The following is a 24,538-nucleotide window of genomic DNA, read 5'->3' as shown; positions in this document are numbered from 1 at the left end:
TAAGATAAAACAAGAAACGCAATCGAATTTCTTGTGATTTCCGACTTTTATCATCGTACTACGTCATAGATGGGCCCAACAAATCTCTAAATCACCAATTGGGTCCATAGTGGATGATTTCATCTGTACTTACTAATATTTTGGATTGACGAGTTGTACTCACTACATATCATGTTCAGCCACACTTCATCAGTACTATATATTCGAGGATTTGAATGCATTCTCATTTTCAAACAGAGAATACAGCAGGCTCTACATGCTGTTAGTTTCTTCGACAGTCGGTTCAAGAATACGTAGTCGTACTGACCTAAGATAGAAACTTACGTTCGTGAAATCGTAATGAAAAATCGACTATTGAGATCCCGGCTACGGATTGGGCGTACGAGTTGACAATAGAATAATATACTAACCTTGCCGAGAGACTCCACCATAACGCTCGTCAATCGGCAACAAAAATGACGTCCTTTACTCGAACTGATCCCGTTCCTCGACCGCACCTGCGAGTGGCTCACTGTCCCAGTATTCGTGATCTGGATGCTCGCGGAAGCACGCGGCCATCCCATCGGCGTCCTCGCACTCCTGTAGCTCCGGATGCTGTTCCCGACACGTCTCACGTGCGACGGGACAGCGAGTGTGGAACCGACAGCCAGACGGTGGGTCGACCGGATCTGGTACGTCGACCGTCCTGACTGGTGGTTCGTCTGCCTCCATAGCCTCGAGATCCAGATTCGGAGTTGCCCATCGGAGCACCTCTGTGTAGGGGTGGCGCGGATCGTGGATAAGACGCTCAGCCGATCCGATCTCAACAATCTCACCGAGATACATGACGGCGATCCGTCCGTCACCGTGTTCGGCGAAATATCGGGCGTTCGAGAGATCGTGTGAGATGAACAAGAATGACGTCTCAAACTCGGACTGCAGTTCGAGCATGAGATCCATGATCTCTATTCGCAGTGAGACATCAACCGCACTGATAGCCTCATCAGCAAGGATCGCGTTCGGATTCATCAACAACGCACGCGCAAGCACAACGCGCTGTTTTTCACCGCCCGAGAGCTGGTGGGGATACCGGCTGATAAAGTCCTCCGCTGGCGTCATGCCGACTCGTTCGAGCAGCGACGTGATCCGACTGCGGCGCTCGGTTCTGCTACTGTTTGGGTGTGTATGCCTGAGGGGCTCTGAGAGAATGTTAACGATCCGCCGGTTGGGATTGAGTGCGCTTCCCGGATCCTGATGAATAATCTGGAGCGCTGACCGGATATCGTCGTACGGAATATCGCTGTCACTCGCCTCCCAGATATCCTGACCGCGATACGCAATCGATCCACCAGTCGGGCGCTGGAGTCCAATCATCGTCTTTCCTAGTGTCGTCTTACCACAGCCACTCTCACCAAGGAGACACACGAGGTCCTGCTCGTGGATATCGAGCGAAACACCGTCAACCGCCCGTACGACGTCCGGCTCCTTCGTAAACCGGTCGAGTAGCCCCTGCTCTTTCGTGAAGTGAACCTCGACATCATCAAGTGACAGGAGCGGTGACTCATCCGTTGGGGCCGTTCGTCCTGCTGATTTCGCTCTCTCGGATGAGCGGACGTCATCGAAGTCACTCTGTCCGAAGTTGAGCGGAATCTCCTCGCGGGACTCTTCCCAGTGGTGACACGCGGACCGATGATCGTTACTAGACTCGTCAATCGGATCGAGCGGTGGGTGAATGCTCCGACACTCATCCGTCGCCAGTGAGCACCGCGGGTGGAACCGACACCCAGTCGGGACGTTCACTGGAGCGGGACCTTCTCCCTCGATGGGCCGCATCTCTCCCAACGGTGCGTCGAGGTTTGGTGTTGCGTTCAACAGCGCCCGGGTGTATGGGTGAGCCGAATCGCCGATAATCTCATCGCGTGGTCCGATCTCCACGAACTGGAACGCATAAATGATGGCCATCCGGTCAGCGAGGGACGCGACCAGCGGCAGATCGTGTGTGATGAAGATGATCGTCACGTCGTACTTCTGTTGCAGTTCGTCGAGCAGTTTGAGGATCGACCGCTGCATCAACAGATCGAGCGCAGCCGTTGGCTCGTCCATTACCAGCACTTCGGGATTCAGCGCCATGCTCAGCGCAATGAGTGCGCGCTGTTGCATCCCACCAGAGAGCTCGTGGGGGTACGAATCGAGTACCCGTTCGGGTTCGAGATAGAGATTTTCGAGGAGTTCGTGGGCGAACTCCAGACCCTCGGAGACGTTTCTATCGTGGCTCATGAGCGTCTCCTCGAAGTGGGCTCTGATCTTCATCGTCGGGTTGAACGAACTCATCGCACCCTGAAATACCATCGCCACTTCCTCCCAGCGGAACTGCCTGAGTTCCTCATCACTCAATTCGAGAACGTCGACGGTCGATCCGTCCTCTCGGTGATAGCGGATCTGTCCGGTGAGAACTCCGGGATCGGGGACAGCATCGAGGAGCGCTGAAGCGAACATCGACTTCCCGCTTCCGCTTTCACCAACAATCCCGAGAACCTCGTTCCGATCGATATCGACGTTGACGTCCTCAAGGACGTATGTATCGCCATCGCTGTAGGTGACGTTCGTATCGCTAATTTCGAGGATTGGGTCGTCGCTGACGCTATTCGACACTGCCTGATTCCCAGATGGACTATCAGTACTCATTTACATCATCCCCGTCGATGAGGTATCGCTTTCTGTTTCAACGGACTCGGATTCGCCAGTGAGACGGGTCCGGACCCGGGGATTGAAGATTCGGTCCATTCCTTGGCTCACCAGAATGAGCCCGAAGGCTAACCCGACGATTGCAACGATCGGGACGAGAAGCCAGTGGAACGCCTGCATCGTGATCAATCCGCCATTGTTGTACGCATTATTCAACGTAACTCCCCAATTCTGTCCTGTGTAAGGTAGCACGCCGATTAAGTACAGTCCAACGGACGCGAAAATGGTGTAGCGCGCAGCAAACACGAAATTGACCATCACATACGGCATGATGTTCGGGAGCACGTCCTTGAGGATGATACGTGGCGTGCTCGTTCCCATCGCCCGGGACGCCTCGACGTAGCTCGCCTCCCGTATCGAGAGGACCTGCGACCGTATCGAGCGACCGAGACCGGCCCAGTAGTTGATCGTAAGGATCATCCCGAGAAAGATCGGGTTCTCTGGACTAAACGTAAGCGCTAGAATGATGACGAGCGGGAGTCCTGGAATCGCCATGAAGAAATCTGAGAACGATGTGATAACGGTGTCGATCACCCCACCCTTATAGCCCGAGACCGTTCCGACCACGACAGCGATACCAGTCGCCCACACGCCGCCTGCCAACACCATCAATAGGATGAACGGTGTCGAATCAATGATCAAGGCCAACAAGTCGACTCCAGACTGGGTCGTCCCGAGCGGGTATTGCATGTTCTGGAACGGAGTAAGAAGACGGTCCGCCTGACTAGTTGAAGGGTTGCGCCAGAGACCTAGAATCTCCACCAGCGCCATAAGGAGGTAGACACTCAGGATAGAGATACCGAGACGAGTGCGTGAGTCCGACCACGCAACAACAGCGGGTTCATAGATCGTCTGCTGGTATAGCTCCTCTAACCGGTCACGGCGGCTCATCTCAGATGAGGACGCATCGGAACGCCAGTCGATCTCCTCCGAGGTGGATCCACTTTCAGTAGTCATTCGAATCACCTACGCTGATACGCGGATCGATCAGTCCGTACGTCAAGTCAGCAATATAAACCGCCACGACGAGCGTGGTCGTGATGACCAAGAAACATCCCATCATGAGCGGATAGTCGTTCGCTTCGACCCCGGAGATCAGGTAGTAACCGAGGCCGGGATACGAGAAAATCTCCTCGAGCACGACAGTCCCCCCGAGTCGGAAGCCGATCATCAGCAACAGTCCCGTGTACATCGGGAGAATAGCGTTTTTCGCGACGTAACGGGTGGCGATGCGGCTGTCGGAGAGACCACGAAGCCGAGCGACTTCGACGTACTCCTCGCCGAGTACTTGAATGCTGTTTCCACGCATGTTGAGTGCTGTCGATCCAATTCCTCCGATAGTGAACGCTAAAATAGGCAGCGCAGCGTGATGGAGAACGCTCAGAATGTACTCCAGATTGAGTGTGGCATCGAGACCCCGCGCGAACGCATCCCCCGTCGGGAACAGCCTGTACTGGAACGCCAAGAAGAACACAAATACCACCGCGAAAATGTAGTACGGAATCGATGTCAAGAGGATCGATACGCCCGAGAAAGTCTTGTCGAACCTTGATCCCTCCCAGTACGCCTGAATCGCACCGAGCAGGACGCCGCCAACGAACATCAGCACCGTGGAGACGACCACGATGAACACCGTCCACGGGAGCGCTCTGGCGATGACTTCGATAACGGGCTGGTCCAACGAAATCGACCGACCCAGATCGAGCTGAGCGACACCTGCAAGGTAGTCGAAGTACTGGACGTAGAGTGGGGCGTCGGGCCGAATGTTCTGGAGCGCCTCGATTCGTGCATTGACCTGTTCGACCGGAACCCCTTGTCGTATGAGTTCGATTCGTAGCTGTGTGAACGGTCCACCCGGGAGCAACCGGATCAATCCGAAGGTGAGCGTTACAACTGCGAGTATGGTCGCCGGTATTCTTGCCGTCCGCTTGAGATAGTAGTTCATCGTTGATAGCTATAACTATGCATTGTACTGCAGTTCTCCCTCGTGCAGCCACCAGAACGGGGGCCACTTGACACGGCGATTGGGACTGCCTTCTTCGGCGATTGTCCACTCGTCGTCCGTCACCCAAGACTGTTCGAACTTGGATACCAGCCCGAGGAACGGCAGTTCGATGTGGCTGTGCCACGCCGCCTTCTGGACGAATGGTCTCGATTTCTCTTCACTGGACTGTTTAGCGATCTTCTCGGTCACCTTTAACGGGTTTAGCGTCATCTTTCCGCCACTCCTGCCAGGGATCGTCTGTTTCGAGTCCGCCTTCTTCCGGTAGCCGTGTCCACCACCAATGTCAGTCGCCCACAGCTGGTAGTACAGTGGGAAATACGGGAACGTCGACCGCGAACCGCCTGGTAGCCAGTACATCGCTCCCATCTTGAAATTGCTGTTGGAGAACTGGTTGAACCAGTCGTTTGTTGGCTTCGTACTGATCGAGAAGTCGAATCCGAAGTTGTTCAGCTGATCGACGACTGTCTGCGTCATGGTCGTCCAATCCGTCCAGCCCGCTGGCGTGTAGTAGTCCCCGCCGAGCGTGTTGCCATTTTCGTCCTTCCATTTTCCGCCCTGTCGGGAGTATCCGGCTCCTTCGAGGAGTTTGGTAGCTTTGTCGGTCTGGCTTGTCTTGGCACCGTAGGTCTCGAAATCACCGAACCAGTCACCGAGCCAGCGCTCCTGATCTTTGGGGGCGATACCACAGGGAGCGGGAGTTACAAACTTCGTTTCTGGTCCGGCATTTTTGACGAGGGCCTGCCGGTTGATGACGTGTGCAACCGCCTGCCGGACAGCCCGCTTTCCAAAATCAGAGTCGGAGTGATTGAATACGACACCGTATCCCCACTTTGCGGGGATGTTTATTTCCACAATATGGTCTGGGAACCTCTCGGCGATCGTTGGCGGTGTAAAGAGGCTCGTAGCGCCATCGACCTTATCGCCCGCAACCAGCGCCTGATGTTGTGGATTGTTCCCGCTAAAGCTCTCAAGCAAGTACGTGCTGAAGTTGACGTTGTCTGCCTTATAGAATTCGGGATTGCGCTCGAATTCGAACGCCTGTTGGTCTTTGTTCACGAACTTCATCATGGCGCTGGAGACGGGATCCTCCCACGCCCACTGCAGGAATTCCTCTGCGGGCTTATCCAGCCACTGGCTGTGGGTTTCTGCCTTCGTGTCCACGAAGAAGTTTGTGAGTTCGAATTTGACAATCTGAGGATTCGTCGGACCGGAGAGAATCAGCCGAGCAGTGCTCTTATCGACGATTTCGTAGTCATCGAGGTAGCCCCAGATGGACTGTTCGGTCTTCTTCGCCAGCTTGATCTGGACTTCGAAGTCGTCTGTTGTCCAGTCGTCCCCATTGCTCCACTTCAGATCATCGCGGAACGTGAGCGTGACTTCCTTATCTTCGATCTGGAGGTCCTTGAGTGCCCCGAGAATAAACTTCTTCTCGTTGAATGAGTACTTGAGAAACGGAGCGAAGACACACCTCCCCGCGGTCCAACTGTAGTTTTGAGTTGCCTGAGAATTGAAGTGAAGGTCAACCGGGTTACCCGTGTAAGCATTGACGAACGTGGCGTCATGAACTTGCATCCCGCTGTCACCGCCACCGCCGCCACCACCATTATCACCACTATTGGCTTCCTTACCAGCACACCCAGCCAGTGCCGCCATACCTGTCGCCCCGGCTACTGTTAACAATTTCCTGCGGCTTATTATGTTATCATATTCGTTTTGACTGCTATCACGTGGCATAACATATGTAGCGTAGCAATAATTAGTCATAAGCATTGTGGATGAGCGTTCAGGAATTTCAATGAAGAATTTGGGAACCGACCTCCGTGCTCGGATTTGGTGACCTACTCACCTACTCTCCATTGGACGCACTTGACGGTGCCTGTGGACAGTCATGGATGGAGCAGTCTTTAGTACCACCAAACTTTTCTAATGTGTCCGCCGAACACACATCATGTCGAAGACAACGACTCTCCTCGATCTCGTCTGTGCCCAGCGCAAGCAGATACAGGTGATCCTCGCACTCATTGTTTCGATGGGACTCTTTCTTATGCTCTCAGTCCTCTTCGTCGGGCCTGGCGATCAGTCGTTTCCGATCCTCGTCATCGATATCATCTTAGTGATCGGGACGTTCATCTTCTTCAGCGTGACCTACTGGTTTTGTACAAAACGAGCGATGGACAACTGAGCTTCTGCATCCGTTACGGTGTCAGGCGAGAAAGTTTGCGGTTTTTTCGGCGATCTCCCGAACGTCTTCGTCGTCGTCTGTTGCTGCGATTGTTCGCAATTTTGGTACAACTGCGTCGTCCCCAAGGTGGCCAAGTGCCCAGATAGAACGAACACGGACGGCTGTTCGGTCGTGGTCGAGACAGTCGATCAGATGATCGCTAGCCGGTGCAACAACATCTGGGTTGACGGCAGCTAGCTCGCCAAGCGCGTTGACAGCACCTCCGATGACAGCCGGGTCAACGTCGTCGAGCAGCGTAACAAGACTATCGACCGCATCGAACGCTGATCGCGGTTCCTCCTCGATGAGCGCGACTACGACGTTGATCAACGTTCGGCGGCTGGCCATGCGCCGTCTGCGCTCTCCCATCACGTGTTCTTGAAGTGTTTGCCGGGTCACGCGGTCGTCGACGACATCACTGACATCTTCGATCTCTTGGTCGAGTTCTGTGATGTTGATGGCCTCAATCAACTGTTTGGTGTACGGCTCAAGGAGATCGGATCGCTCGACGACGAGCTTTCCGAGGATGGTCGCACCGGTCAGTTGCACGTCTACGACGTCGGCGTCGAGCACACCAACGAGATCAGACAGCCTGTCCTCAAGCGCTGCCGGATCCATCTCGGCTACGCTGTCAAGGACGGAGATCGCGCGTAGCGAGACCACTGTATTGCTGTCGACTGCGAGTGTTGCGACGTCATCGAGGAACAATCGTACGGTGTCGATTCCGTCCCCTGCGAGGGTCTCACAAACCGCTATGCCTCGCTGTCGAACCATCGGATCCGAGGAACTGAGCGCGGTGTGTACCTCTGTTTCGTCGATGTCTTCAGGCGCAATCGACTCCGGATCGATTTCGTCGAGTGGATGCGATGAGTCCGTCGTCACGAACGTACGATACGTTCGACTATGTAAATACGTGAGGGTTCGGCTGCCGTGAATCGACGAGCCGATTATTCGAGGTCTGTGACGCGTGTCTCGGTGAAGTACGTCCGTCCCGTAGAAGGCACCTCCTTTGTTTTATTCACTGTAAACGACGCGGTCGTGACGATGTCACTTGCCGAGTGACCGACCCTGAACTCGTACGGTCCTTCTTCGACAGCGAGGTTGAAATCGCGGTCGTAGTAGGCGAGTTGCGAAGCATCCACCTCGAAGCTGACACACTTCGATTCGCCCGCGTCGACAGAGACACGCTCGAATCCAACGAGTTCTTGGACTGGTCGTGCCTGATCTGGATTCTCAGCGCTGACATACAGCTGAACAACATCGTGACCCGCACGACGACCGGTGTTCCTGACTGTAACGTCAGCAACGATCGTCCCGGCCGGTGCGAGTTCGTCACGTTCCAATGACAGAGCGTAATCGAAATCAGTGTAACTCAGACCGTGGCCGAAGGCGTAGAGCGGGTCACTCTCTGTGTAGACGTGCGCTTCGTTTGCAGTGTTGGGTTTCCGATTGTAGTGGATCGGTAGCTGCCCGACCGCACGCGGGATAGAAACAGGGAGATGTCCACCGGGATTGTGTTCGCCGAACAGGACAGCAGCGATGCCTTCACCACCGTGTTCACCAGGAAGCCACGCCTGAAGTATGGCGGGCACCTCCTCAGCAATCCACTCGATGGAGTGAGGCTTTCCGCTTACGACGACGACGACAAGGGGCGTTCCGGTATCGTGGACGAGTTCGACGAGTTTCTGTTGGACACCAGGGAGACCAAGATCAACTACGTCACAGCCTTCGCCGCTAGTGGGAACACTGGGCAAGTCCTCCTGATCTTTATCGAGGTCTGAGAAATCGACAGCGGATCGAGCACCGACGAACGCGACGGCGATGTCTGCATCTTCGGCAGCGTCTACAGCACTGGTGAATTCGTCCATCTTGGGACCAGTCGTCGTGCATCCTCGCTCGTGATGTACACCGAATCCGAACTCCTCACTACGAGCACGGATGGCGTCGAGCGGTGTCGTGGCGTTTAATTCGACTTCTTCTTCGGGGTAGTGAGCAGCGTAGGCGTAATCACCCATGAGCTCGTGGGCGTCGTCGGCCTTCGGCCCGATGACTGCGACAGAGCTCACATCCTCACCAACGAGCGGGAGAAGATCATCCTCATTTTTTAGTAGAGTCATCGACTCGCGGGCAGCGCGCGTGGTGAGCGCTATTGCTTTCTCTGCCTCGAACGGCTCGGTTGCAACATCGGGGTCCACCAAAGCATCGTCGAGCAAGCCCGATCGTGCCTTTGCACGAAGAACACGTCGAACCGCCTGATCGATGGTCGCCTCAGCGACATCACCGGCTTCGACAGCGTTTACGAGATGTTCACCGTAACAGTCCGTATACGGAAGTTCAACGTCGATCCCCGCCTCGACAGCCGCACTACCTGCTTCTGTTCGATCAGCGGCAACGCCGTGCTCGCTTCGAAGATATTCAACGCTGTAGTAATCAGATACGACCGTTCCATCGAATCCCCATTCTCCACGAAGGACATCGGTTAATAACCACTCGTCGCTCGCACATGGAATGCCATCGATGTCGTGGTACGCGTTCATCACGGCGTCAGCGTTGGCCGTTCGTACGGCAGCCTCGAACGGGAACAGGTGTGTTTCGCGCAGTTCACGTCGGCCGATATTGACCGAGCTGCGATTTTTCCCACCCTCGCTGACACCGTGGCCAGCGAAGTGTTTGAGTGTCGCAGAAATACCGTCTCCATTGTCTTGTAAGCCGTCGACGTACCCGCAGGCCAGTGCTGCAACTAATGTAGGATCCTCGCCAAAGGTCTCCTCTACGCGACCCCATCGGAGATCACGTGCCACATCGAGTACGGGAGAGAGGGCGTGTCTCGTCCCGATCGCTTCGAGTTGGCCACGGATGGTATCGGTGATTTCGCGGACGAGATCTGACGACCACGTGCTCGCAAGTCCGATCGCCTGGGGAAACGTCGTCCCCTCGGGACCCATATACCCGCTGAGACACTCTTCGTGAGGAATTGCAGGGATGCCAAGACGAGTAGACTCCTGAAGAATCATCTGCAGTTCGTTCGTCGTTTCTGCTGCTTTCTCTGGAGAGAGTCCTCCCTCACCTCCGATACGGGTGAGGTGACCGATTCCATCGGAGAGAAGCTCTTCGGCTCGCTCCCGGTCGAGCGTTCCGTCGCCAAGCAGTTTGTTCGCATTCACTGATCCGAGTTGAGCGACCTTCTCATCGAGAGTCATCTGAGAAAGGAGGTCATCGACTCGACAGTCGAGATTCATCGATTCGTTATCAGCCATCGTTACCGGATCTCGCGACCACACTCTTCTATCTTTTGGGGCGTGCGATACTCATGAATAACCGAAGTGTCATCAATACCATAGTTCTAAAACTCTCACATTTTGTTTTATAGTGACAAAATACATTCCAATATGAGTCAGAAAAGGTAGACACAGACTACGTTCTAATATGATATTTGAATATCATATGGTAAAATATTAAAATGAAGGATACAGTTACTGCTCTCCCGTGCTGTATTCACCATCGGTAGCATCCGTCGGGATAATTACCGTGCATTCGCCTTAGCGAGATTAAATGCTGTATACATGTCAGAGCATGTCCGAATCGTTCACCGAAATATGATACATTACTGAGTCAAAGCGTTATGATGGCCGCCAACCTGCTCATATACTGTTAGGAAGTAAATCAAGCAATCTTCTGCGAGATCTCACGAGGAGAGAAAGATACGGTCGGAACTGGTCTAACTGACATCCGTTGCTTATGGATGAGGTTTGTTGGCTCTCGTTGCATGGTACGGTAGAACAGCGATTCATCCCGCCTGTCCGTATAAATCTTATTGTGTCAACGATTATATGGACGCTGTTTCCAATAATATTGGATAACTCTATGTTCCCACAACACGCTATGTTCTGTGAGGTTGCTGTAGTGAGATTCAATTTGGAGTCACTTTCTCCATACAGATCATTTCCAACTCGTGCAGTTCGAAAAACTAAGATCAGAGTAACACTATTATCCATATCGACTGTCCGATTCCGGTGTGATTTACAGCAGTACGGATGTAAACCCGCCAAAATTGTTATTATCACACTACAACATAGAATTCATCGTCGTTTGGAATCTATGTCTGTATATAGACATTGATACGTATTGAGGAGAGGACGGAGGTCTCTCAGTGATATAGTAGATGTCTGATTGATTCTTTGGATCTCGGGAATAATGATAGCCACTCATGCATCCACTAATATCGGACGGAGACGATCTATTGCTTGTACATCGGTTGAGAGATTGAATTGCTATGACTTATCATAGTCCGTAGGTAACATTCCCTGAATGAACTAAACCCCATTAGTGCGGATGAGACATTCTAAAAAGCGGATAGACTAATTTGTGGAATCTCTGGATCATCGTAGCAATTGCACCATTGTCTCGATTTACCTCGAAAGTATCCACCCATTAACTCTGGAGAACCAGTTCGTCGATGAATCTATCTGTGATAACTATCTAGAGGGTTACGGTCGAATAACGATCGTATCGATTATACTTCAGAGTTTTCATAAGCCGATGGTTCTTGCGATGATGACAGATTGATAATCCTCAATCTATTCAGATTATGGTGTGCTATATGGATGAGAAGTGAATGATAGATTCTGTTATCAAGAATCACCGACCAATATTGGAGATAACAGCGCAAATTAATTGCTGTTCGAGAATTATCTGTCGGCGAGTCTGGATAGTACAATCTCCGGCAACAGCACAATACCGCCCCGTGATAAGAATCGAGATTCATGTCCACGGCCCACACTGATCGGGGACTAATTCTCGCGTCCCAATCCCACAACAATGGGCGCTAAACCCTGTGGGTAGAGAGATATTCTCTGAGGTGTCGATTGAGATAAGATTTTCTAAAGAATGTAACTCACAGCTGTTGTGTGAGTAAATACTTCTACTGTACTATCATTCTCACTATGATATCCAATTCATTTCAAAACGTCCTATTGAATAATCACCGAATATTTCTTATAGTCTTGAAGATGTGGTTGAGGACGTACAAGTTATCCACTAGTATGGCCCTTGTATTGATGGATTAGCTTATAGAGCCGTCCTATCAGACGTGTCGATAAGGATTCGTTCAGCTGGTATTCGACGCGACCGTCCTGAACAGCATCAACGACCGATTCTGGTGTGATCTCATCAACCTCAATTTCGGTGTATGCTCGTCCGACTTCAAAGGGGTAATGAGCGTCACTACCGCCGACGAGCGGCAGTCCATTCGAATTAGCTAGCTGTTGCAGATGCTCGATTGCAACTGAACGCTTCCCATTGACTTCGTAAGCATCGAACGGGAGGTCTAACTTCCGAACCGAACTGTTTCGGAAGGGGTGAGCAACAATCGCAGCACATCCTCGATCGTGCGCGATATCGATAGCTTCCTCCGGTGTGAGTGTGCCTGCTGTGGTCCGAGCAGGAGGATTTGGACCGATTACTAGAACGTGCCCATCAGTCGTCGAAATCTCGATGCCTGGGACGACGGTTACGTCTCCTGTGTCGATGTCGAACTGACTGTAGTAGTCGTGGTTGGTCACTGCAACTGCATCGAGGTCGTGCCACTTCGCGAAGGCCATCAGAAGTCGTACACCGAGTGGATCGAACGCAGTTGGGCGACCACTGAAGCCATGAAAAAATCGAGAGTGAGTGTGAAGATCTACTGTGACCATTGATCCTGAACCAGATGAACGTAACAGCTCAGAAAGCTGGGTATCGAAGGAGTTGATGCACCGTTCATCGATCGCGCCGACAAAAGCGTAATCACAAAAACGCCACCATTGATATGTAAGACGTATTCTTCATTCCGAGATACGAGTGTTTGTCGTTGATCGCTGCGGATTGTCCACGCCAGTGCATCGTCACTGATCCAACAATCGGAGGCGGACAAATAACAATGTTGCTCCGTCGATCATCTGACGTCAGGTATTGTATCACCAACCACAACACCAATTCACACCATAGGATTCACCCTGATACTGTCCATCGAAGAAAGTACCCAACCATCGGCTTTTGTGACCGAATTCGGGGATTGGTACTGAGCCGTCCGACTTCGCGTGAGTAGCACAACATGAACATCGAGCGTGCTCAATGACCGTTCTCGCTGCAGAGATCAGACTGGATAGCTGTGCCATGTCCGACCGTCGAAAACTCATTCCACCAGAGCCAGTACCTATTTACAGGACGCAATCCTGTTATTGATTGCTGAAGCTTCAGCCGGAAACGATGATGCAGACGATAACGGGTATCTCGACGACGACTCTCGTTGCATTCGATAGCGCTGACAACGTATTCGATATACAACTATTTCGTCGATAACCAATTCAATATTCACACTGTATAATGACAGATAAAGACAATATCCGCGGTGATGAACACACAGGCACTGCTGGTTCTGACACCACTGGTAAGCAGTGTCGAATCATCCTAAATCCCGCAAGCGGAACAGAAGATCACGCTGATGAAGTGCATTCACGCGCTACGGAACGTGGATACACGGTTGTGGAAACAACGGAGCCTGGAGACGCAGTTACGCTCGCAAAAGAGGCCGCCGAGGACGGCGTTCGACTGCTCGCGGCGTGCGGTGGTGATGGAACGATACACCACGTTATCCACGGACTCGATCAGGCAGATGCGCTCGACGACGTCACGGTTGCAGTCATTCCGGGGGGAACAGGAAACAACTTCGCACAGAATATCGGTGTGATGAGTATCGAGCAGGCCTTCGAACTCCTCGATGCTGGGGAAAAACGATGCATCGATCTGGGTGTCGCTGACACAGAGCCGTTTATGAATTCTTGTATTGCAGGACTTACGGCAAAAACGAGTTCAGAAACAGATTCCAATCTAAAAGAGCGCTTTGGTACGCTTGCATACGCGATCACAGGATTACAACATGCGGCTGATTTTGATCCGCTCCACGTTGAGATCGATACAAACGAATCCACAGCAGCGGGATCGACGTGGACCGGCGACGCACTGTGTATTCTTATCGGCAATGCACGTCGATTTCCGGGTGGTGGGCAGGCGAACGTAGAAGATGGCCGCTTTGATATCACGATTGTCGAAGAAATGCCGACAAACGAGATGCTCACAGAGGCTGCAATACAGCGCTTCTTTGGCGGGGAAACCGAGCACGTGACGCATATCACGTCCGAACATCTCGAAATCAAACACCAGCAAGAGAAGCCCATCGAGTTTAGCCTCGACGGCGAGATAAGCAACCACAAACAGCTGTCTCTGCACGTCCGTCCCCGTGCACTAGAGATCGTCGTTGGTCCGGAATACACTCCAGAACCAACAGCATAGCCGCATTTCGTCGAGATGTTTCGTTTATCTCGTCGCTCAGCTACTATTCATCGACTGATACAGTTATAGAACAAATATTGGTTAACCGATATCCAGTCATTCTCCTAGCAACCGTGCGATCACACCGATAGCGAGAACGATCCCCCCAGCGACGAAGGTACCGGGAACAGGGAGCGCGAATAGGACTGCACCAAGTACTAGGATCGGAGTTGATAGTCGCATCAACGGAGTAACGCAGGTGGGTCGGTTAGTTGTTGTGGTCGAATCACGACAGTCACGAGAACAGTTTCTCATGGTGAATTGTGAGTGAATGAGTGAGATAATCAAGCTACAATCCTAAGTATATTCGGCATCGATTCACCGTGTGGGATACGATACTACCATTGGCTGGTCGTTGTTCACTTCGGGCGTCGTCACACTTGCACTGAAAGTTCTTCCGTACGATTCGCTATACTGGGGTATCGGACTCCTGTTGATCGGATTGTTTATCATGTCACGGAGGGTGCTCTAAAAGAGTGATTCGTACCGGCGTGTGGACCAGTTGCATCGTCGCGTGATCCTGTTCGAATGCGCTGTGGAGACATATTGCTGTTTTTGCGTTTATCCGCGAAAAATGAATTCGGTGCAGCTGAGACCATGCCGAAACTCATTGTGAACGAAACGAATATCCAGAACGTCCCCATCCCGGCCACAGATTGCTGCTGTAGAGAAACACTCTCACCACCAAATCAGACATGAAATATGATCGTATGGACGTGAGAACGCGGGGGTCCTTACTGCACGAATGCATTACAAACGTATGCTTGTAACAGCAAGGGATATATAACAAAGCAATCCACAACCCGACAGCGAACACAAATTGGATCGATAGATAGTCAATGTTTTTGTGAGATTCGTGTCGAGCAAGGATGGATCGGACTTGCATGTGATGTACAGCAACGGTGCAATGGGAACGCAGACACACTGGTTGTTGCAGGGTCAGAGAATATATGTTCCCAGACCAAATTCCAAACATATGAACGATGTCGATCCTTCATCGGCAGCCCGATCCGATCGGCAGACAAGGGTTCTGTTGGTCCGTAGCGACGCATCTTCATTCAGGAAGTTGCTCTGCTCGACTCATCGATCATGACTGGTGCAAATGGCGACAGTCTACCGACCGATTCCAACGGCACAGAGCGAGGCGACTCTGAACCAGTGCTCGGTGAAGACCAGAATCTCGTCATCGTCTCGAACCGGCAACCGTACAGTCACTACTACGAAGCAGGAGACGACGGAAACAGAGAGGTATCAGTTGATCGACCTGCTGGCGGACTCACAGCGGGTCTCGATCCGGTTGTTCAGCAAGTTGGTGGAACGTGGGTCGCGTGGGGGGATGGCGAAGCTGACCGCGAGGTGACCGGTAGTGACGGAACAGTGAAAATGCCGCCCGAGTCGAAGGCCTACACGCTCAGACGGATCTGGCTCTCCGACGACGAAATTGAAGGGTACTACTATGGCTACAGCAACCGTGTTCTTTGGCCCCTCTGTCACGGCGGTGTCTGGAAGACCGAGTTCGCAGAGCGCTACTGGCAACGCTACCGACAGGTGAACGAAACGTTTGCGGAGGTGGTTGAAGAACGGACGACATCCAACTCGGTTGTGTGGTTTCAGGACTACCATTTCGCGCTGGCACCCCAGATGGTCCGTGAATCAGTTCCTGAATCGACGTTCCTGCTGCATTTTTGGCACATCACGTGGCCAGGGTGGGATACCTTTCGCGCGTGTCCACAAGCAGAGCGGTTGCTCGAAGGACTGCTCGGAAACGATTTACTTGGATTCCATATCGATCGTTACTGCGAGAACTTCCTCGACTGCGTGGACAACGGACTACAGAACGCATTTGTCGACCACGACAACAATCGTGTTCGGTACGACGGACACACGACACACGTCAAGTCGTTCCCAATGGGTGTTGATGCCCCTGCAATCGAACGAACCGCTGAATCGGTCTCCCCGTCGTTCTGGTCGAAGTTCACCGACACGTATGACATCGACAGGAGCACCCGAATTGCCGTCGGTGTTGATCGGCTCGACTATACAAAAGGAATCGTTGAGCGCCTCAATACACTCGAACGATTGTGGGAGACGAGTCCAGAGTGGCGAGGTGAACTGACCTATGTACAAAAAGCTGACGAGAGCCGTTCTCTTATTCCGGAGTACCGGGATCTTCAGCAAACTGTGGTCGAGGCAGTCAAGCGCATCAACGATCGATTCAGTACAGATACGTGGCAACCAATTGTCTACATCGACGACTGGCTCACCGATGAAGAACTCTATGGTCTCTACCGCTATAGCGACGTGATGATCGTCAGTGCTCTCCGGGATGGAATGAACCTTGTCGCAAAAGAGTTCATCGCAGCACAAGTCGACTGTGGTGACCCAAAGCGAGACGCAACAGACAAGGAATGGGACAACCAAAATGATGCCATCAGAACCTGTGGCGTGCTTGTGCTCTCCGATCAGACTGGCGCACACGAAGAACTCGGTGAATACGCACTCACGGTCAATCCATACGATACGGATGCGTTCGCCACCACTATCGAGCAAGCGGTGATGATGGAGACGACAGATCGCAACAACAGAATGACATCGATGCGCGAATCCGTCGCATCAAACGACATCTATGCATGGATGGACGAGATCCTATCATCCACACAATAAATGGTCGACAGAAGCGAGCCAGACGACGCATGACACGATAGCCTAACGCAAGCGGTGTAACGGGACGCTCCGGAGAGAACATAAATCGGACGCTCTTTATCAAACGGTACGCAGACGACATCAGTGGGAAAGCATCAATATCCATCAGACACACAGTAGCAATATGGGCAATCGTTCGGTAGATCCATCCGACACTCAGAAATCGTACAATCAGGTCTTGGCACAGGAGATACGAGCTGGGTTGCGGGAGTTCAACCGGTCGTCTAGTAGTCTCTTCTTATCGGCCGTGTCTGCCGGGTTAGATCTCGGCTTTACGCTCATCGCAGTTGCAGCCGTCGCAACACTCGCACATGGACAGTCGGAGTTGGTGAGTCAGCTCCTTACTGCAAATGCCTACACCGTTGGATTCATTTTCGTGATTCTCGGTCGTTCGGAGCTGTTCACGGAGCATACGACACTTGCAGTCCTTCCTGTGTTAGATCGACAGCGATCAATCTGGGATCTCGCAAGCACGTGGGGGATCATCTACGCTGGCAATATCCTCGGTGGTCTTATTTTCGCTGGCTTTGCTGTTGTCATCGGTCCCGAGTTCGGGATTTTTGAGCTCTCGGTGCTGGGAAAAATCGTGGCCCCCTATACAACACATAGTACGCTCGGGCTCTTCGGGGGTGCAGTGCTCGCTGGCTGGTTGATGGGCCTCTTATCGTGGCTCGTGACGGCTGTTCGTGATTCGTCTGGACGTATCTTTTTCGTCTGGTTCACGACGCTTTTGATCGGATTTACGCATCTCCCACACTCCATTGCTGGTCATATCGAGATGACTGCCGCCGTACTGGCGACTCCTCTGGGAATCGGGGCGTACAGTCACTTTCTGCTGGTCGCAACGCTCGGCAATGCAATTGGTGGTGTCTTCTTCGTTGCATTGGTGAAATACGGACACGTCGCTCGTGGGAGTACTGGCGAGACTGGCCTTACTGGCGGTTATATGCAAGTGTACGAACAGAGCCAACAGTCAGGGGAAAACGAGAAGGGTGCTGTTAACGAAGACTGAGGCCTTGCCACCAACTCACGACGGATCATCGAAGAGGGTGGATGACCGGTCCTTTCAAACGTGTTCTTTGGCAGCTTTCACAGAATACAAGCACTGCTGTTGGTCAACGCCAACGATCAAAAATAATCGGGAGGATGATCGCGTTGTCTCGGTCAGTGGTGACGTTCGAGTCGGATCTCGTCATCCGTGATGGTATCGACCGCATCACTCTCTAGGTGGTAGGTTTCTTCATCGGAGTCACCCCAACCGAGTTCCGTAGCAATTCGATCGGTCAATCCGGGGTCTGGTTCGACGTGCGCGATGGTGTTGTCGACGTCAACGACGATACCGACAGTCTCGCCCGAGGGATCGACGACAGTCTTACCCTCGTCACTTTCATCAATCATTGCCATAGCACCTTGCACTAGCAAGACGACGTTACCTATAATTGGTGCATGCTTCTGCAACCTGTTGGATCATTCCAACCTCTGCACACGTCACCGTTGGTATTAAGCACCCAACTACCGTCTGTAAGTATCGTGATCCAACGACGATATCTACTACTTACCGTCGCCGTAATCATGATCACTGCGAGCAGTGGTTGTCTCACTCTCAATCCGAGCGTCAATTTCGATACGGCTGGTTCAACCGTTTTCGAGACAGCGTCTGTTTCTGGAGCTCTCGCAACTGGGCAGGTCGCAACGACAGTCACGCTCTCGTCCAATGCGACGACAAGTCACGGAGTAACGCAGCTGAACGTAATCACCTCGGACGGAAAATCGTTTTACAAGACCACACTCGATAGCGGTGAATCGACAACAACGGTGATGCTTCCGACGAACGGCACCGCGACAGTTGTCGCTGTTAACACAATCAATGCAACAACAGTTGAGTCACGCAACGTCACAATCACTGGCGATCAGATGGTATGAGATGGGAGTACATCTACGTCTAAAACAACATGAATAGCGCAAAAAAGTGGGTGTTGATCGATGGAGACCGGTTGATCGTTGCTAGTCTCTTCGTGATTGGCTCGTTTCTCGTCACGTACGGCCTCACGACACTTGGACTCATCACGTTTCGACCAGCAAGTGCTGTCTCAACGATGTTCGGCAGTGGCATCGTTTCGGGGATATTCTCGCTCATAACGATCACACTCACAGTGAATCAGATGATTCTCTCACGGGTGTTTGGGACGATTAACGGACTCACAGACCGAATTGATGGCTCACTTGATTTCCGTCATACGGTCGAAGATCTTGCCGGAAAGCCGGGAAGCCCGAATCAACCAGACAAGTTCCTCGTCCTCATTGGTGAGACGATTACCGAGCGAGCGAATGCGTTCGAGAACGCACTCAGTGAAACGGATCGGAACGCGGAAAACGACATCGACGAATATCTCTCGGATGTCCGTACCTATGCAAGCAATATTGAGAGCGTGGAGGGGACCGAAGATACCCTCCAGATTGTCTCGACACTACTTGGACCAGCATACGCGCAGAATCTTACAGCGACAGACCGCCTTCTTCGGACAGACAACGTGAAGTTTTCCGAAGAAGCCCGCGATGAACTTGAGTCGATTCTAGAGCTCATTAAATCGGTTGCGATCGCTCGGCAGTTTTTTAAGACAATTGCGATCCAACAAGATCTCGCACAACTATCGCGTCTGCTGGCATATATCGGTGTTCCTGTCCTGCTTGGTACCTTCCTCGTGACAACAATGTATACGACAATTCCGAGTACGACTGTCGCACAGCCCTTGCTGGCCGAAGTTGTTAGTCTCGGCATCGCTATTGTCTTTATTCCCGTATCGATCTTACTCAGCTTCATTCTGAGAGCCGCCTCGGTCGCTCGCTACACAGTGTCGGTCGGTCCGTTCGTTCCTCCAGAAGAGCAGCTTTGATTACACACGTCTCACTACTAGCAAATGTTCTCACCGAGGACGTCGAATGGGTCGTCCGACGAGTGTATCTTCGATGAGAGCAGCGTGTGCGCGTCGAAACCGTTCTGAGAGTGCTTGGTGAGAGATTTTGAGATCGTCCGCCAACTCTTCGGCGGTGATATCACGAGGCACAGCGAAATAGCCGTGCTCGAAGCCACGCATCAGCGCTTCGTACTGTTCGTGGGTGAGCGTATAGCGAGAATCAAACTGATCGTTGTCGAAATCTCGAATCAAAACCACATCGAATGAGAGGTCGTGCTCGCCACAGAACTCGTACGTGACTGTGAGTTCGTCACGGGTCGGAAACAGAATTTGGAGAGACCAGCCACTACTGGTTCCGTAGACATTACGGATAATCGCCTCAGCATTCGTGAGCATCGTGAGGATCAACTGAATGTGTCTCGTCCATTCCATTCGATAGAGCCACTCGTCTTCGTAGTCTGCAATCAATGTGTACTCTGCGACAGAGGGGTCATCCGAGAGGGCCGCCTCAAGCGTCTGGCGGGGAGTGTCGCTGGCCCATATTCTAATGAGCGGCATGACGCTGGTCTGTGAGCTCTCAACGATGCGTTCACACTCGAAAATCACATCAGGACAGCTCTGGAACGTTTCAGTGAGTGCAAATTGATCGACTGGAATACGAGCTTGAATAACTGTAGCCATACTAATAAGAAGACGTCTACCCAATATAGCGTTGTCTACCAGAACATTGTCGTTGTATCTGGAGTGACACGCTTCTGGCTCGAAACCGAACTTTCCTTCACAATCGCTTGCCACGGTGCCCAAAGGATAGCCGAAGACAGATCCCTTGTTGCTCTCTTCGAGACGTTCGAAAAATGTTGCACAAATTACAGTAGTTTGTGATTGTTGTATGATACAGCTGTGTAGTTACATTCGACTGCAAGCAAAACACGGGAAATCCTCCGTATCGTGATCTACCGTGCTATGACCGACGATGATTCGGCGAAGAACACAGAACAGCAACCATTCTCCGAAAGATATCCCGGATTGGAGGTCCTTTCGGCGAAGCCGGAAAACGCGCAAGTGGCGTCTCGAAGCCAACTTGAGAGTTATCTCACGCCACGAGAGGAACACTATATCCGAAATCACCATCGCACCCCACAAATCGACGAAGCTGAGTGGGAAATATCGCTGACCGGTCTGGTCGATGAGGAGACTGAACTCTCGATCGCCGAAATCAAACACGAGTACGCAACCGAATCAGTGGTTCACATGATGGAGTGTTCGGGCAACGGTCGAGCGTATTTCGAGCCAGCTGCTGCGGGAGATCAGTGGACCACGGGTGCAGTTGGCAATGCCATTTGGACCGGCACACCAGTCCGGGAAATCCTTCACGAATATGGGGCTGTAACAGACGACGGTTTCTGGCTTTCTATCATGGGTGGGGAAGCAATCGACGACGAAGACGTATTTTGTCGCTCGATCCCAATGTCAAAAATTGTGGACGACTGCCTGTTAGCCTACGAGATGAATGGCGTACCGATGACCCCCGAGCACGGCTATCCAATACGGTTACTCGTCCCAGGCTGGTTCGGAAATAACAGTGTAAAGTGGGTCGAACGACTGCACGTGATGGATTGCATGGTCTCGGGTGAGGCGTGGAAGTCGAACAACGGTCGTGACTACACCAAGTACCAGCAATCCTCGTATCGCATTATCCCGGCACAGGACGAAAAACCAAAGCGATACTCCTCACTTGATGTGTTCGATACCCACGAACAGCTGCTAAGCCCCGATGAAATTGAAAATGCTTACCTCTTCGATCAACTGACCAAGTCGCTCATTACGTCACCGACGGATGGCGATGAGATCTTCACGTCCCCTGACAATTGTGTTGAAATCACTGGCATTGCATGGTCCGGCGACGATGCGGTCGAGAGTGTCGACGTCTCGGTGGATGGTGGTGACACGTGGCATGACGCTGAGTTTATCGGTCCCGATCTCGGCAGTCATTCCGTACGAAAGTTTCGCTACGTCTGGAACGCTCCACAGGGAGAGTATACACTCCTTTCACGAGCAACTGATGAAAAAGGACGGCGTCAGCCAGCGACCGTTTCAGCTCCGGAGGAGGGACTCCGCGGAATCGAATCGAATCGGTATCCCTGGAATGAGAAGGGCTACGGAAACAATGCCTATGTTCCACTCGGCGTATCAATAACAATCGCTGACTGAGTCCGCTTTGTGGATCAGCTCGTGCTCAGAAGCCGGTCGAGCAGTCGATCGACGAGCAACACACCACCTCCGATGATCAGCCAGAGACCGAGCACAGCAATGATAAGCACTACCCAGTGGGGAACCGGCGGAGACGATACCCTGCCATGAAGCGGTACGGACACCAATAGCAACCACACGAGCACGGAAGGGCTATGAATCACGTTGCACTCGCTCGTTTCGAGTCGTCACGAGTTGTCCACTGCTCCCCGTTCATTTTTCAGCCCTGTTCGATAGACGTAAACGCCAACAAGAATGATGCCGATGCTCACTATGGCCCAATGGGGATCGTATCTACCTCCGCGGGATACTGCGTGATGAAGCCCTAACACTGCGTGGTTCACAACGACATCGAAGAGATCGAACACCCCAAGACCGATCACAGCTGCCCCAGCCAGCGGCCGGAACGCTAACGGAACACTAGTTCGTCGCTCGGATCGCCACACGAGACCCCCGCCGATCCCCATCACGAGTATCATTCCGATCGAGAACAATCCATCCGCAAAGATGTTCATCCGAAGCCCACTGAGCGTGGTCATCGGATAGATCGCTGATACGAGATGGTGCCACTGGAGAATGTGGTGGAGCACAATCACGTCGATGAGACCACTGAATCCAAATCCGAAGATTCCAGCCGCAAAAAGTGCTCGTGCCGGCACATTCGTCGCGGCTTCGCGCGATCGATTGGGCCGCTGTCTCTCTTGCCTGTCCATAGATTGGAACGGATCGTTTGTGGTGTCGGCGTGATCTCAGTTCGCTTCGTTGTACATCTCGTCGATCATTTCCTCGATATCGGCGGTATCGATACCGGGCTGGCGGCCATAGGAAAATTCACTTTTCCCGTCGATGGATTCGCCTTCGGTCCAGCGTTGTCGTGGATTACTGTGCTCTTCTTTGAACGTCGACATGAACTGATAGTTCACGTCCTGATTCTCTTTCTCCTGCGGGAAGCTGGCCGGGACAGGGATGTGATCGTCCATAGTTTCAAGAGCTGCGTGCCATTGATTCTGGTGCATCGTATCGCGCGCAATGAGGTACTCAAGCATGTGTTCCATCCCGGGATCGTCCGTGATCTCGTAGAGTCGCGTCGCGAGGAGTCGGCCCGTGGATTCGGCCATAACGTTCGCGTACATATCTGCCGCGAGATTTCCGCTTGCGACAACATACCCACCACTGAACGGCACGCCGTTGCTGTCAACTGGCATTGCGTGAAGTCCCGCAGAGAGTGCTTGACGAGGCTGTCCACCGTCCAACATCGCTGCAATCACGGGGTCTTCGCGCGCATCCTCAATCTGTTCGTCACGAGCGCCCTCGAGGTTCTTAGTGACGGCAGTCGCTAGCATCTCGATGTGACCGAGCTCTTCGACCGCGGTTTCCATCAAGAGATTTCGATATTCCTGTTTCTCTTGTGGCACTGCGAACGCCTGAAACATGTACTGGAGCGCGACACGCATTTCGCCTTCGGCTCCGCCAATTGCCTGCTGGAGCATCTTTGCGAAGTACGGATCTGGCTGCTCTACCTCAACTTCGTACTGGAGTGAGTTTTCATGAAAGAACATCGTTGCCTCAATCCAACACTCGGCCCTTTCCTGTCTAACTCCGCTGCTTGCATGTGTGAGGGACGAACGATACTCGCTATCGGTCGAGTGTCTACTCAATCCGCTCGACGAGCGAGCACGTTGACTCTGTCCGGCAGAGAGCGGACTGCTAAACGCACTGTGTCTCGGGCGTACCTCTGCAAGAAAGAACGACCACCGTATCCACTCACGATTCGATCTTTTCGATAATGTCTGTCGCTTGCTCTCGTGCTTTTTCCTCCCCGATGTGCTTTTCGAGCAAGACGGATTCGACCATCCAGTCGTTGCTGTCTTCTCGTTTCCCAGTCCGAACCTTGGCACCGTCTGACACTGACTGGGCCGCGTTCGAGGCCCAATCCGGTGTCCGAATCTCATCGAATTGATTCGGCTCTCTAAACTGGACGTGGATGTAGTCATCTTCCGTTGCAACCGTATTGATCCTGGGGTTGTCTGCCATATCAATTACCACGTTGTGTACCGTGTATCGTCTGTTCTCACTCTCGTACGCCGGAGGAGATCAATTCCGATTCCAACCGTGCGCTCCCCACAACAGCCACAATTTTTGAGTACCGGACGGCCGTCGTTGTCCAGCTTTGTGACTTTTGCCGTGCGTGGGTGTTTCCGATCCACATTTAGTGAGTGTAGTGCCTGCACTCGCCTGCGCAGCGAAGATTCGAGCGGGGTTTTCTGACTGACAGGCGATTAATCGATTGCTCGTACTATGAAGTGACACCTACGTGTGGGTCGAATACGACGTGGCTAGACGCTAACCAAT

At 52.5% G+C, this 24,538-nt stretch carries 22 protein-coding genes; 8 read left to right on the top strand and 14 right to left on the bottom strand.

Annotated elements, in window-relative coordinates:
- Positions 1 to 465: 465 nt before the first annotated feature.
- The 4 genes from MW898_RS05630 to MW898_RS05615 are packed head-to-tail and all read right to left on the bottom strand — an operon-like array spanning position 466 to position 6,382.
- Positions 466 to 2,664, bottom strand: coding sequence for an ABC transporter ATP-binding protein (locus tag MW898_RS05630; protein WP_248905364.1), 2,199 nt, complete (start codon positions 2,662 to 2,664; stop codon positions 466 to 468).
- Entirely contained in the window at positions 2,665 to 3,681 is a 1,017-nt protein-coding gene (locus tag MW898_RS05625; RefSeq protein WP_248905362.1) for an ABC transporter permease, read from the bottom strand.
- Positions 3,671 to 4,669, bottom strand: a complete 999-nt coding sequence (locus MW898_RS05620; protein WP_248905360.1) for an ABC transporter permease — start codon at positions 4,667 to 4,669, stop codon at positions 3,671 to 3,673. The genes MW898_RS05625 and MW898_RS05620 overlap by 11 nt, the downstream gene beginning before the upstream one ends.
- A gap of 15 nt (positions 4,670 to 4,684) precedes the next feature.
- On the bottom strand, positions 4,685 to 6,382 hold the full coding sequence (locus tag MW898_RS05615; protein ID WP_373689875.1) for an ABC transporter substrate-binding protein: 1,698 nt from the start codon (positions 6,380 to 6,382) through the stop codon (positions 4,685 to 4,687).
- Between the two features lie 295 nt (positions 6,383 to 6,677).
- On the opposite strand from MW898_RS05615, the gene MW898_RS05610 reads away from it, so the two are divergent.
- A complete protein-coding gene (locus tag MW898_RS05610) occupies positions 6,678 to 6,911 on the top strand; it encodes a hypothetical protein (protein WP_248905356.1) in 234 nt (77 codons plus the stop codon).
- A gap of 21 nt (positions 6,912 to 6,932) precedes the next feature.
- Here MW898_RS05610 and MW898_RS25970 read toward each other — a convergent pair whose 3' ends face one another.
- The 3 genes from MW898_RS25970 to MW898_RS05595 form a co-directional block, all read right to left on the bottom strand.
- Positions 6,933 to 7,832, bottom strand: coding sequence for a HEAT repeat domain-containing protein (locus tag MW898_RS25970; RefSeq protein WP_248905355.1), 900 nt, complete (start codon positions 7,830 to 7,832; stop codon positions 6,933 to 6,935).
- Between the two features lie 65 nt (positions 7,833 to 7,897).
- Positions 7,898 to 10,207, bottom strand: a complete 2,310-nt coding sequence (locus tag MW898_RS05600; RefSeq protein ID WP_368409141.1) for a glycoside hydrolase family 3 N-terminal domain-containing protein — start codon at positions 10,205 to 10,207, stop codon at positions 7,898 to 7,900.
- A gap of 1,773 nt (positions 10,208 to 11,980) precedes the next feature.
- Positions 11,981 to 12,643, bottom strand: a complete 663-nt coding sequence (locus MW898_RS05595) for a CehA/McbA family metallohydrolase (RefSeq protein WP_248905353.1) — start codon at positions 12,641 to 12,643, stop codon at positions 11,981 to 11,983.
- A gap of 670 nt (positions 12,644 to 13,313) precedes the next feature.
- Here MW898_RS05595 and MW898_RS05590 point away from each other — a divergent pair.
- On the top strand, positions 13,314 to 14,279 hold the full coding sequence (locus tag MW898_RS05590) for a diacylglycerol/lipid kinase family protein (protein WP_248905351.1): 966 nt from the start codon (positions 13,314 to 13,316) through the stop codon (positions 14,277 to 14,279).
- Positions 14,280 to 14,375: 96 nt separating this feature from the next.
- On the opposite strand, the gene MW898_RS25510 is transcribed toward MW898_RS05590, so the two are convergent.
- Positions 14,376 to 14,501: a hypothetical protein gene (locus MW898_RS25510; RefSeq protein ID WP_264383111.1), complete on the bottom strand. Its 126-nt coding sequence runs from the start codon at positions 14,499 to 14,501 to the stop codon at positions 14,376 to 14,378.
- A gap of 142 nt (positions 14,502 to 14,643) precedes the next feature.
- On the opposite strand from MW898_RS25510, the gene MW898_RS05585 reads away from it, so the two are divergent.
- The 3 genes from MW898_RS05585 to MW898_RS05575 all read left to right on the top strand — a co-directional run bounded on the left by MW898_RS05585 (position 14,644) and on the right by MW898_RS05575 (position 18,033).
- Positions 14,644 to 14,790, top strand: a complete 147-nt coding sequence (locus tag MW898_RS05585) for a hypothetical protein (RefSeq protein ID WP_248905348.1) — start codon at positions 14,644 to 14,646, stop codon at positions 14,788 to 14,790.
- A gap of 617 nt (positions 14,791 to 15,407) precedes the next feature.
- Positions 15,408 to 16,982 (top strand): alpha,alpha-trehalose-phosphate synthase (UDP-forming), encoded by a 1,575-nt coding sequence (locus MW898_RS05580; protein ID WP_248905346.1) that lies wholly within the window; start codon positions 15,408 to 15,410, stop codon positions 16,980 to 16,982.
- Positions 16,983 to 17,145: 163 nt separating this feature from the next.
- Positions 17,146 to 18,033 (top strand): formate/nitrite transporter family protein, encoded by an 888-nt coding sequence (locus MW898_RS05575; RefSeq protein ID WP_248905344.1) that lies wholly within the window; start codon positions 17,146 to 17,148, stop codon positions 18,031 to 18,033.
- A gap of 152 nt (positions 18,034 to 18,185) precedes the next feature.
- Here MW898_RS05575 and MW898_RS05570 read toward each other — a convergent pair whose 3' ends face one another.
- Positions 18,186 to 18,419 (bottom strand): DUF8593 domain-containing protein, encoded by a 234-nt coding sequence (locus tag MW898_RS05570; protein WP_309242229.1) that lies wholly within the window; start codon positions 18,417 to 18,419, stop codon positions 18,186 to 18,188.
- Between the two features lie 174 nt (positions 18,420 to 18,593).
- On the opposite strand from MW898_RS05570, the gene MW898_RS05565 reads away from it, so the two are divergent.
- The gene (locus tag MW898_RS05565; RefSeq protein ID WP_248905339.1) at positions 18,594 to 18,944 is read left to right on the top strand and encodes a hypothetical protein; all 351 of its coding nucleotides are present in this window, start codon (positions 18,594 to 18,596) and stop codon (positions 18,942 to 18,944) included.
- A 29-nt stretch (positions 18,945 to 18,973) separates the two neighbouring features.
- On the top strand, positions 18,974 to 19,915 hold the full coding sequence (locus tag MW898_RS05560; RefSeq protein ID WP_248905337.1) for a DUF7972 family membrane protein: 942 nt from the start codon (positions 18,974 to 18,976) through the stop codon (positions 19,913 to 19,915).
- Positions 19,916 to 19,945: 30 nt separating this feature from the next.
- Here MW898_RS05560 and MW898_RS05555 read toward each other — a convergent pair whose 3' ends face one another.
- The gene (locus MW898_RS05555) at positions 19,946 to 20,617 is read right to left on the bottom strand and encodes a helix-turn-helix domain-containing protein (protein ID WP_248905335.1); all 672 of its coding nucleotides are present in this window, start codon (positions 20,615 to 20,617) and stop codon (positions 19,946 to 19,948) included.
- 282 nt (positions 20,618 to 20,899) lie between these two features.
- On the opposite strand from MW898_RS05555, the gene MW898_RS05550 reads away from it, so the two are divergent.
- On the top strand, positions 20,900 to 22,147 hold the full coding sequence (locus tag MW898_RS05550) for a sulfite oxidase (protein ID WP_248905333.1): 1,248 nt from the start codon (positions 20,900 to 20,902) through the stop codon (positions 22,145 to 22,147).
- A gap of 14 nt (positions 22,148 to 22,161) precedes the next feature.
- On the opposite strand, the gene MW898_RS05545 is transcribed toward MW898_RS05550, so the two are convergent.
- The 4 genes from MW898_RS05545 to MW898_RS05530 all read right to left on the bottom strand — a co-directional run bounded on the left by MW898_RS05545 (position 22,162) and on the right by MW898_RS05530 (position 24,220).
- Positions 22,162 to 22,311, bottom strand: a complete 150-nt coding sequence (locus MW898_RS05545) for a hypothetical protein (protein ID WP_248905331.1) — start codon at positions 22,309 to 22,311, stop codon at positions 22,162 to 22,164.
- Positions 22,312 to 22,374: 63 nt separating this feature from the next.
- A complete protein-coding gene (locus tag MW898_RS05540; RefSeq protein ID WP_248905329.1) occupies positions 22,375 to 22,899 on the bottom strand; it encodes a DUF2243 domain-containing protein in 525 nt (174 codons plus the stop codon).
- Between the two features lie 36 nt (positions 22,900 to 22,935).
- Positions 22,936 to 23,745, bottom strand: a complete 810-nt coding sequence (locus MW898_RS05535; RefSeq protein ID WP_248905326.1) for a manganese catalase family protein — start codon at positions 23,743 to 23,745, stop codon at positions 22,936 to 22,938.
- Between the two features lie 205 nt (positions 23,746 to 23,950).
- Positions 23,951 to 24,220: a hypothetical protein gene (locus tag MW898_RS05530; RefSeq protein ID WP_248905325.1), complete on the bottom strand. Its 270-nt coding sequence runs from the start codon at positions 24,218 to 24,220 to the stop codon at positions 23,951 to 23,953.
- Positions 24,221 to 24,538: the final 318 nt, after the last annotated feature.

This window comes from Halocatena marina (assembly GCF_023276375.1).
Taxonomy (GTDB): domain Archaea; phylum Halobacteriota; class Halobacteria; order Halobacteriales; family Haloarculaceae; genus Halocatena; species Halocatena marina.
Note: the sequence above shows the minus strand (reverse complement) of the source record. Positions and strands in the feature narration are given on the sequence as shown.

Excerpts from the sequence above, each read along its gene's own strand:
- MW898_RS05560 (WP_248905337.1), top strand. The coding sequence starts at position 18,974 with ATGAATAGCGCAAAAAAGTGGGTGTTGATCGATGGAGACCGGTTGATC.
- MW898_RS05610 (WP_248905356.1), top strand. The coding sequence starts at position 6,678 with ATGTCGAAGACAACGACTCTCCTCGATCTCGTCTGTGCCCAGCGCAAG.
- MW898_RS05615 (WP_373689875.1), bottom strand. The coding sequence starts at position 6,382 with ATGGCGGCACTGGCTGGGTGTGCTGGTAAGGAAGCCAATAGTGGTGAT.
- MW898_RS05580 (WP_248905346.1), top strand. The coding sequence starts at position 15,408 with ATGACTGGTGCAAATGGCGACAGTCTACCGACCGATTCCAACGGCACA.
- MW898_RS05630 (WP_248905364.1), bottom strand. The coding sequence starts at position 2,664 with ATGAGTACTGATAGTCCATCTGGGAATCAGGCAGTGTCGAATAGCGTC.
- MW898_RS05575 (WP_248905344.1), top strand. The coding sequence starts at position 17,146 with ATGGGCAATCGTTCGGTAGATCCATCCGACACTCAGAAATCGTACAAT.
- MW898_RS05540 (WP_248905329.1), bottom strand. The coding sequence starts at position 22,899 with ATGGACAGGCAAGAGAGACAGCGGCCCAATCGATCGCGCGAAGCCGCG.
- MW898_RS05595 (WP_248905353.1), bottom strand. The coding sequence starts at position 12,643 with ATGGTCACAGTAGATCTTCACACTCACTCTCGATTTTTTCATGGCTTC.
- MW898_RS05590 (WP_248905351.1), top strand. The coding sequence starts at position 13,314 with ATGACAGATAAAGACAATATCCGCGGTGATGAACACACAGGCACTGCT.
- MW898_RS25510 (WP_264383111.1), bottom strand. The coding sequence starts at position 14,501 with ATGCGACTATCAACTCCGATCCTAGTACTTGGTGCAGTCCTATTCGCG.
- MW898_RS05555 (WP_248905335.1), bottom strand. The coding sequence starts at position 20,617 with ATGGCTACAGTTATTCAAGCTCGTATTCCAGTCGATCAATTTGCACTC.
- MW898_RS05570 (WP_309242229.1), bottom strand. The coding sequence starts at position 18,419 with ATGATTGATGAAAGTGACGAGGGTAAGACTGTCGTCGATCCCTCGGGC.
- MW898_RS05625 (WP_248905362.1), bottom strand. The coding sequence starts at position 3,681 with ATGACTACTGAAAGTGGATCCACCTCGGAGGAGATCGACTGGCGTTCC.
- MW898_RS05620 (WP_248905360.1), bottom strand. The coding sequence starts at position 4,669 with ATGAACTACTATCTCAAGCGGACGGCAAGAATACCGGCGACCATACTC.
- MW898_RS05530 (WP_248905325.1), bottom strand. The coding sequence starts at position 24,220 with ATGGCAGACAACCCCAGGATCAATACGGTTGCAACGGAAGATGACTAC.
- MW898_RS05565 (WP_248905339.1), top strand. The coding sequence starts at position 18,594 with ATGATCACTGCGAGCAGTGGTTGTCTCACTCTCAATCCGAGCGTCAAT.
- MW898_RS05550 (WP_248905333.1), top strand. The coding sequence starts at position 20,900 with ATGACCGACGATGATTCGGCGAAGAACACAGAACAGCAACCATTCTCC.
- MW898_RS05535 (WP_248905326.1), bottom strand. The coding sequence starts at position 23,745 with ATGTTCTTTCATGAAAACTCACTCCAGTACGAAGTTGAGGTAGAGCAG.
- MW898_RS05600 (WP_368409141.1), bottom strand. The coding sequence starts at position 10,207 with ATGGCTGATAACGAATCGATGAATCTCGACTGTCGAGTCGATGACCTC.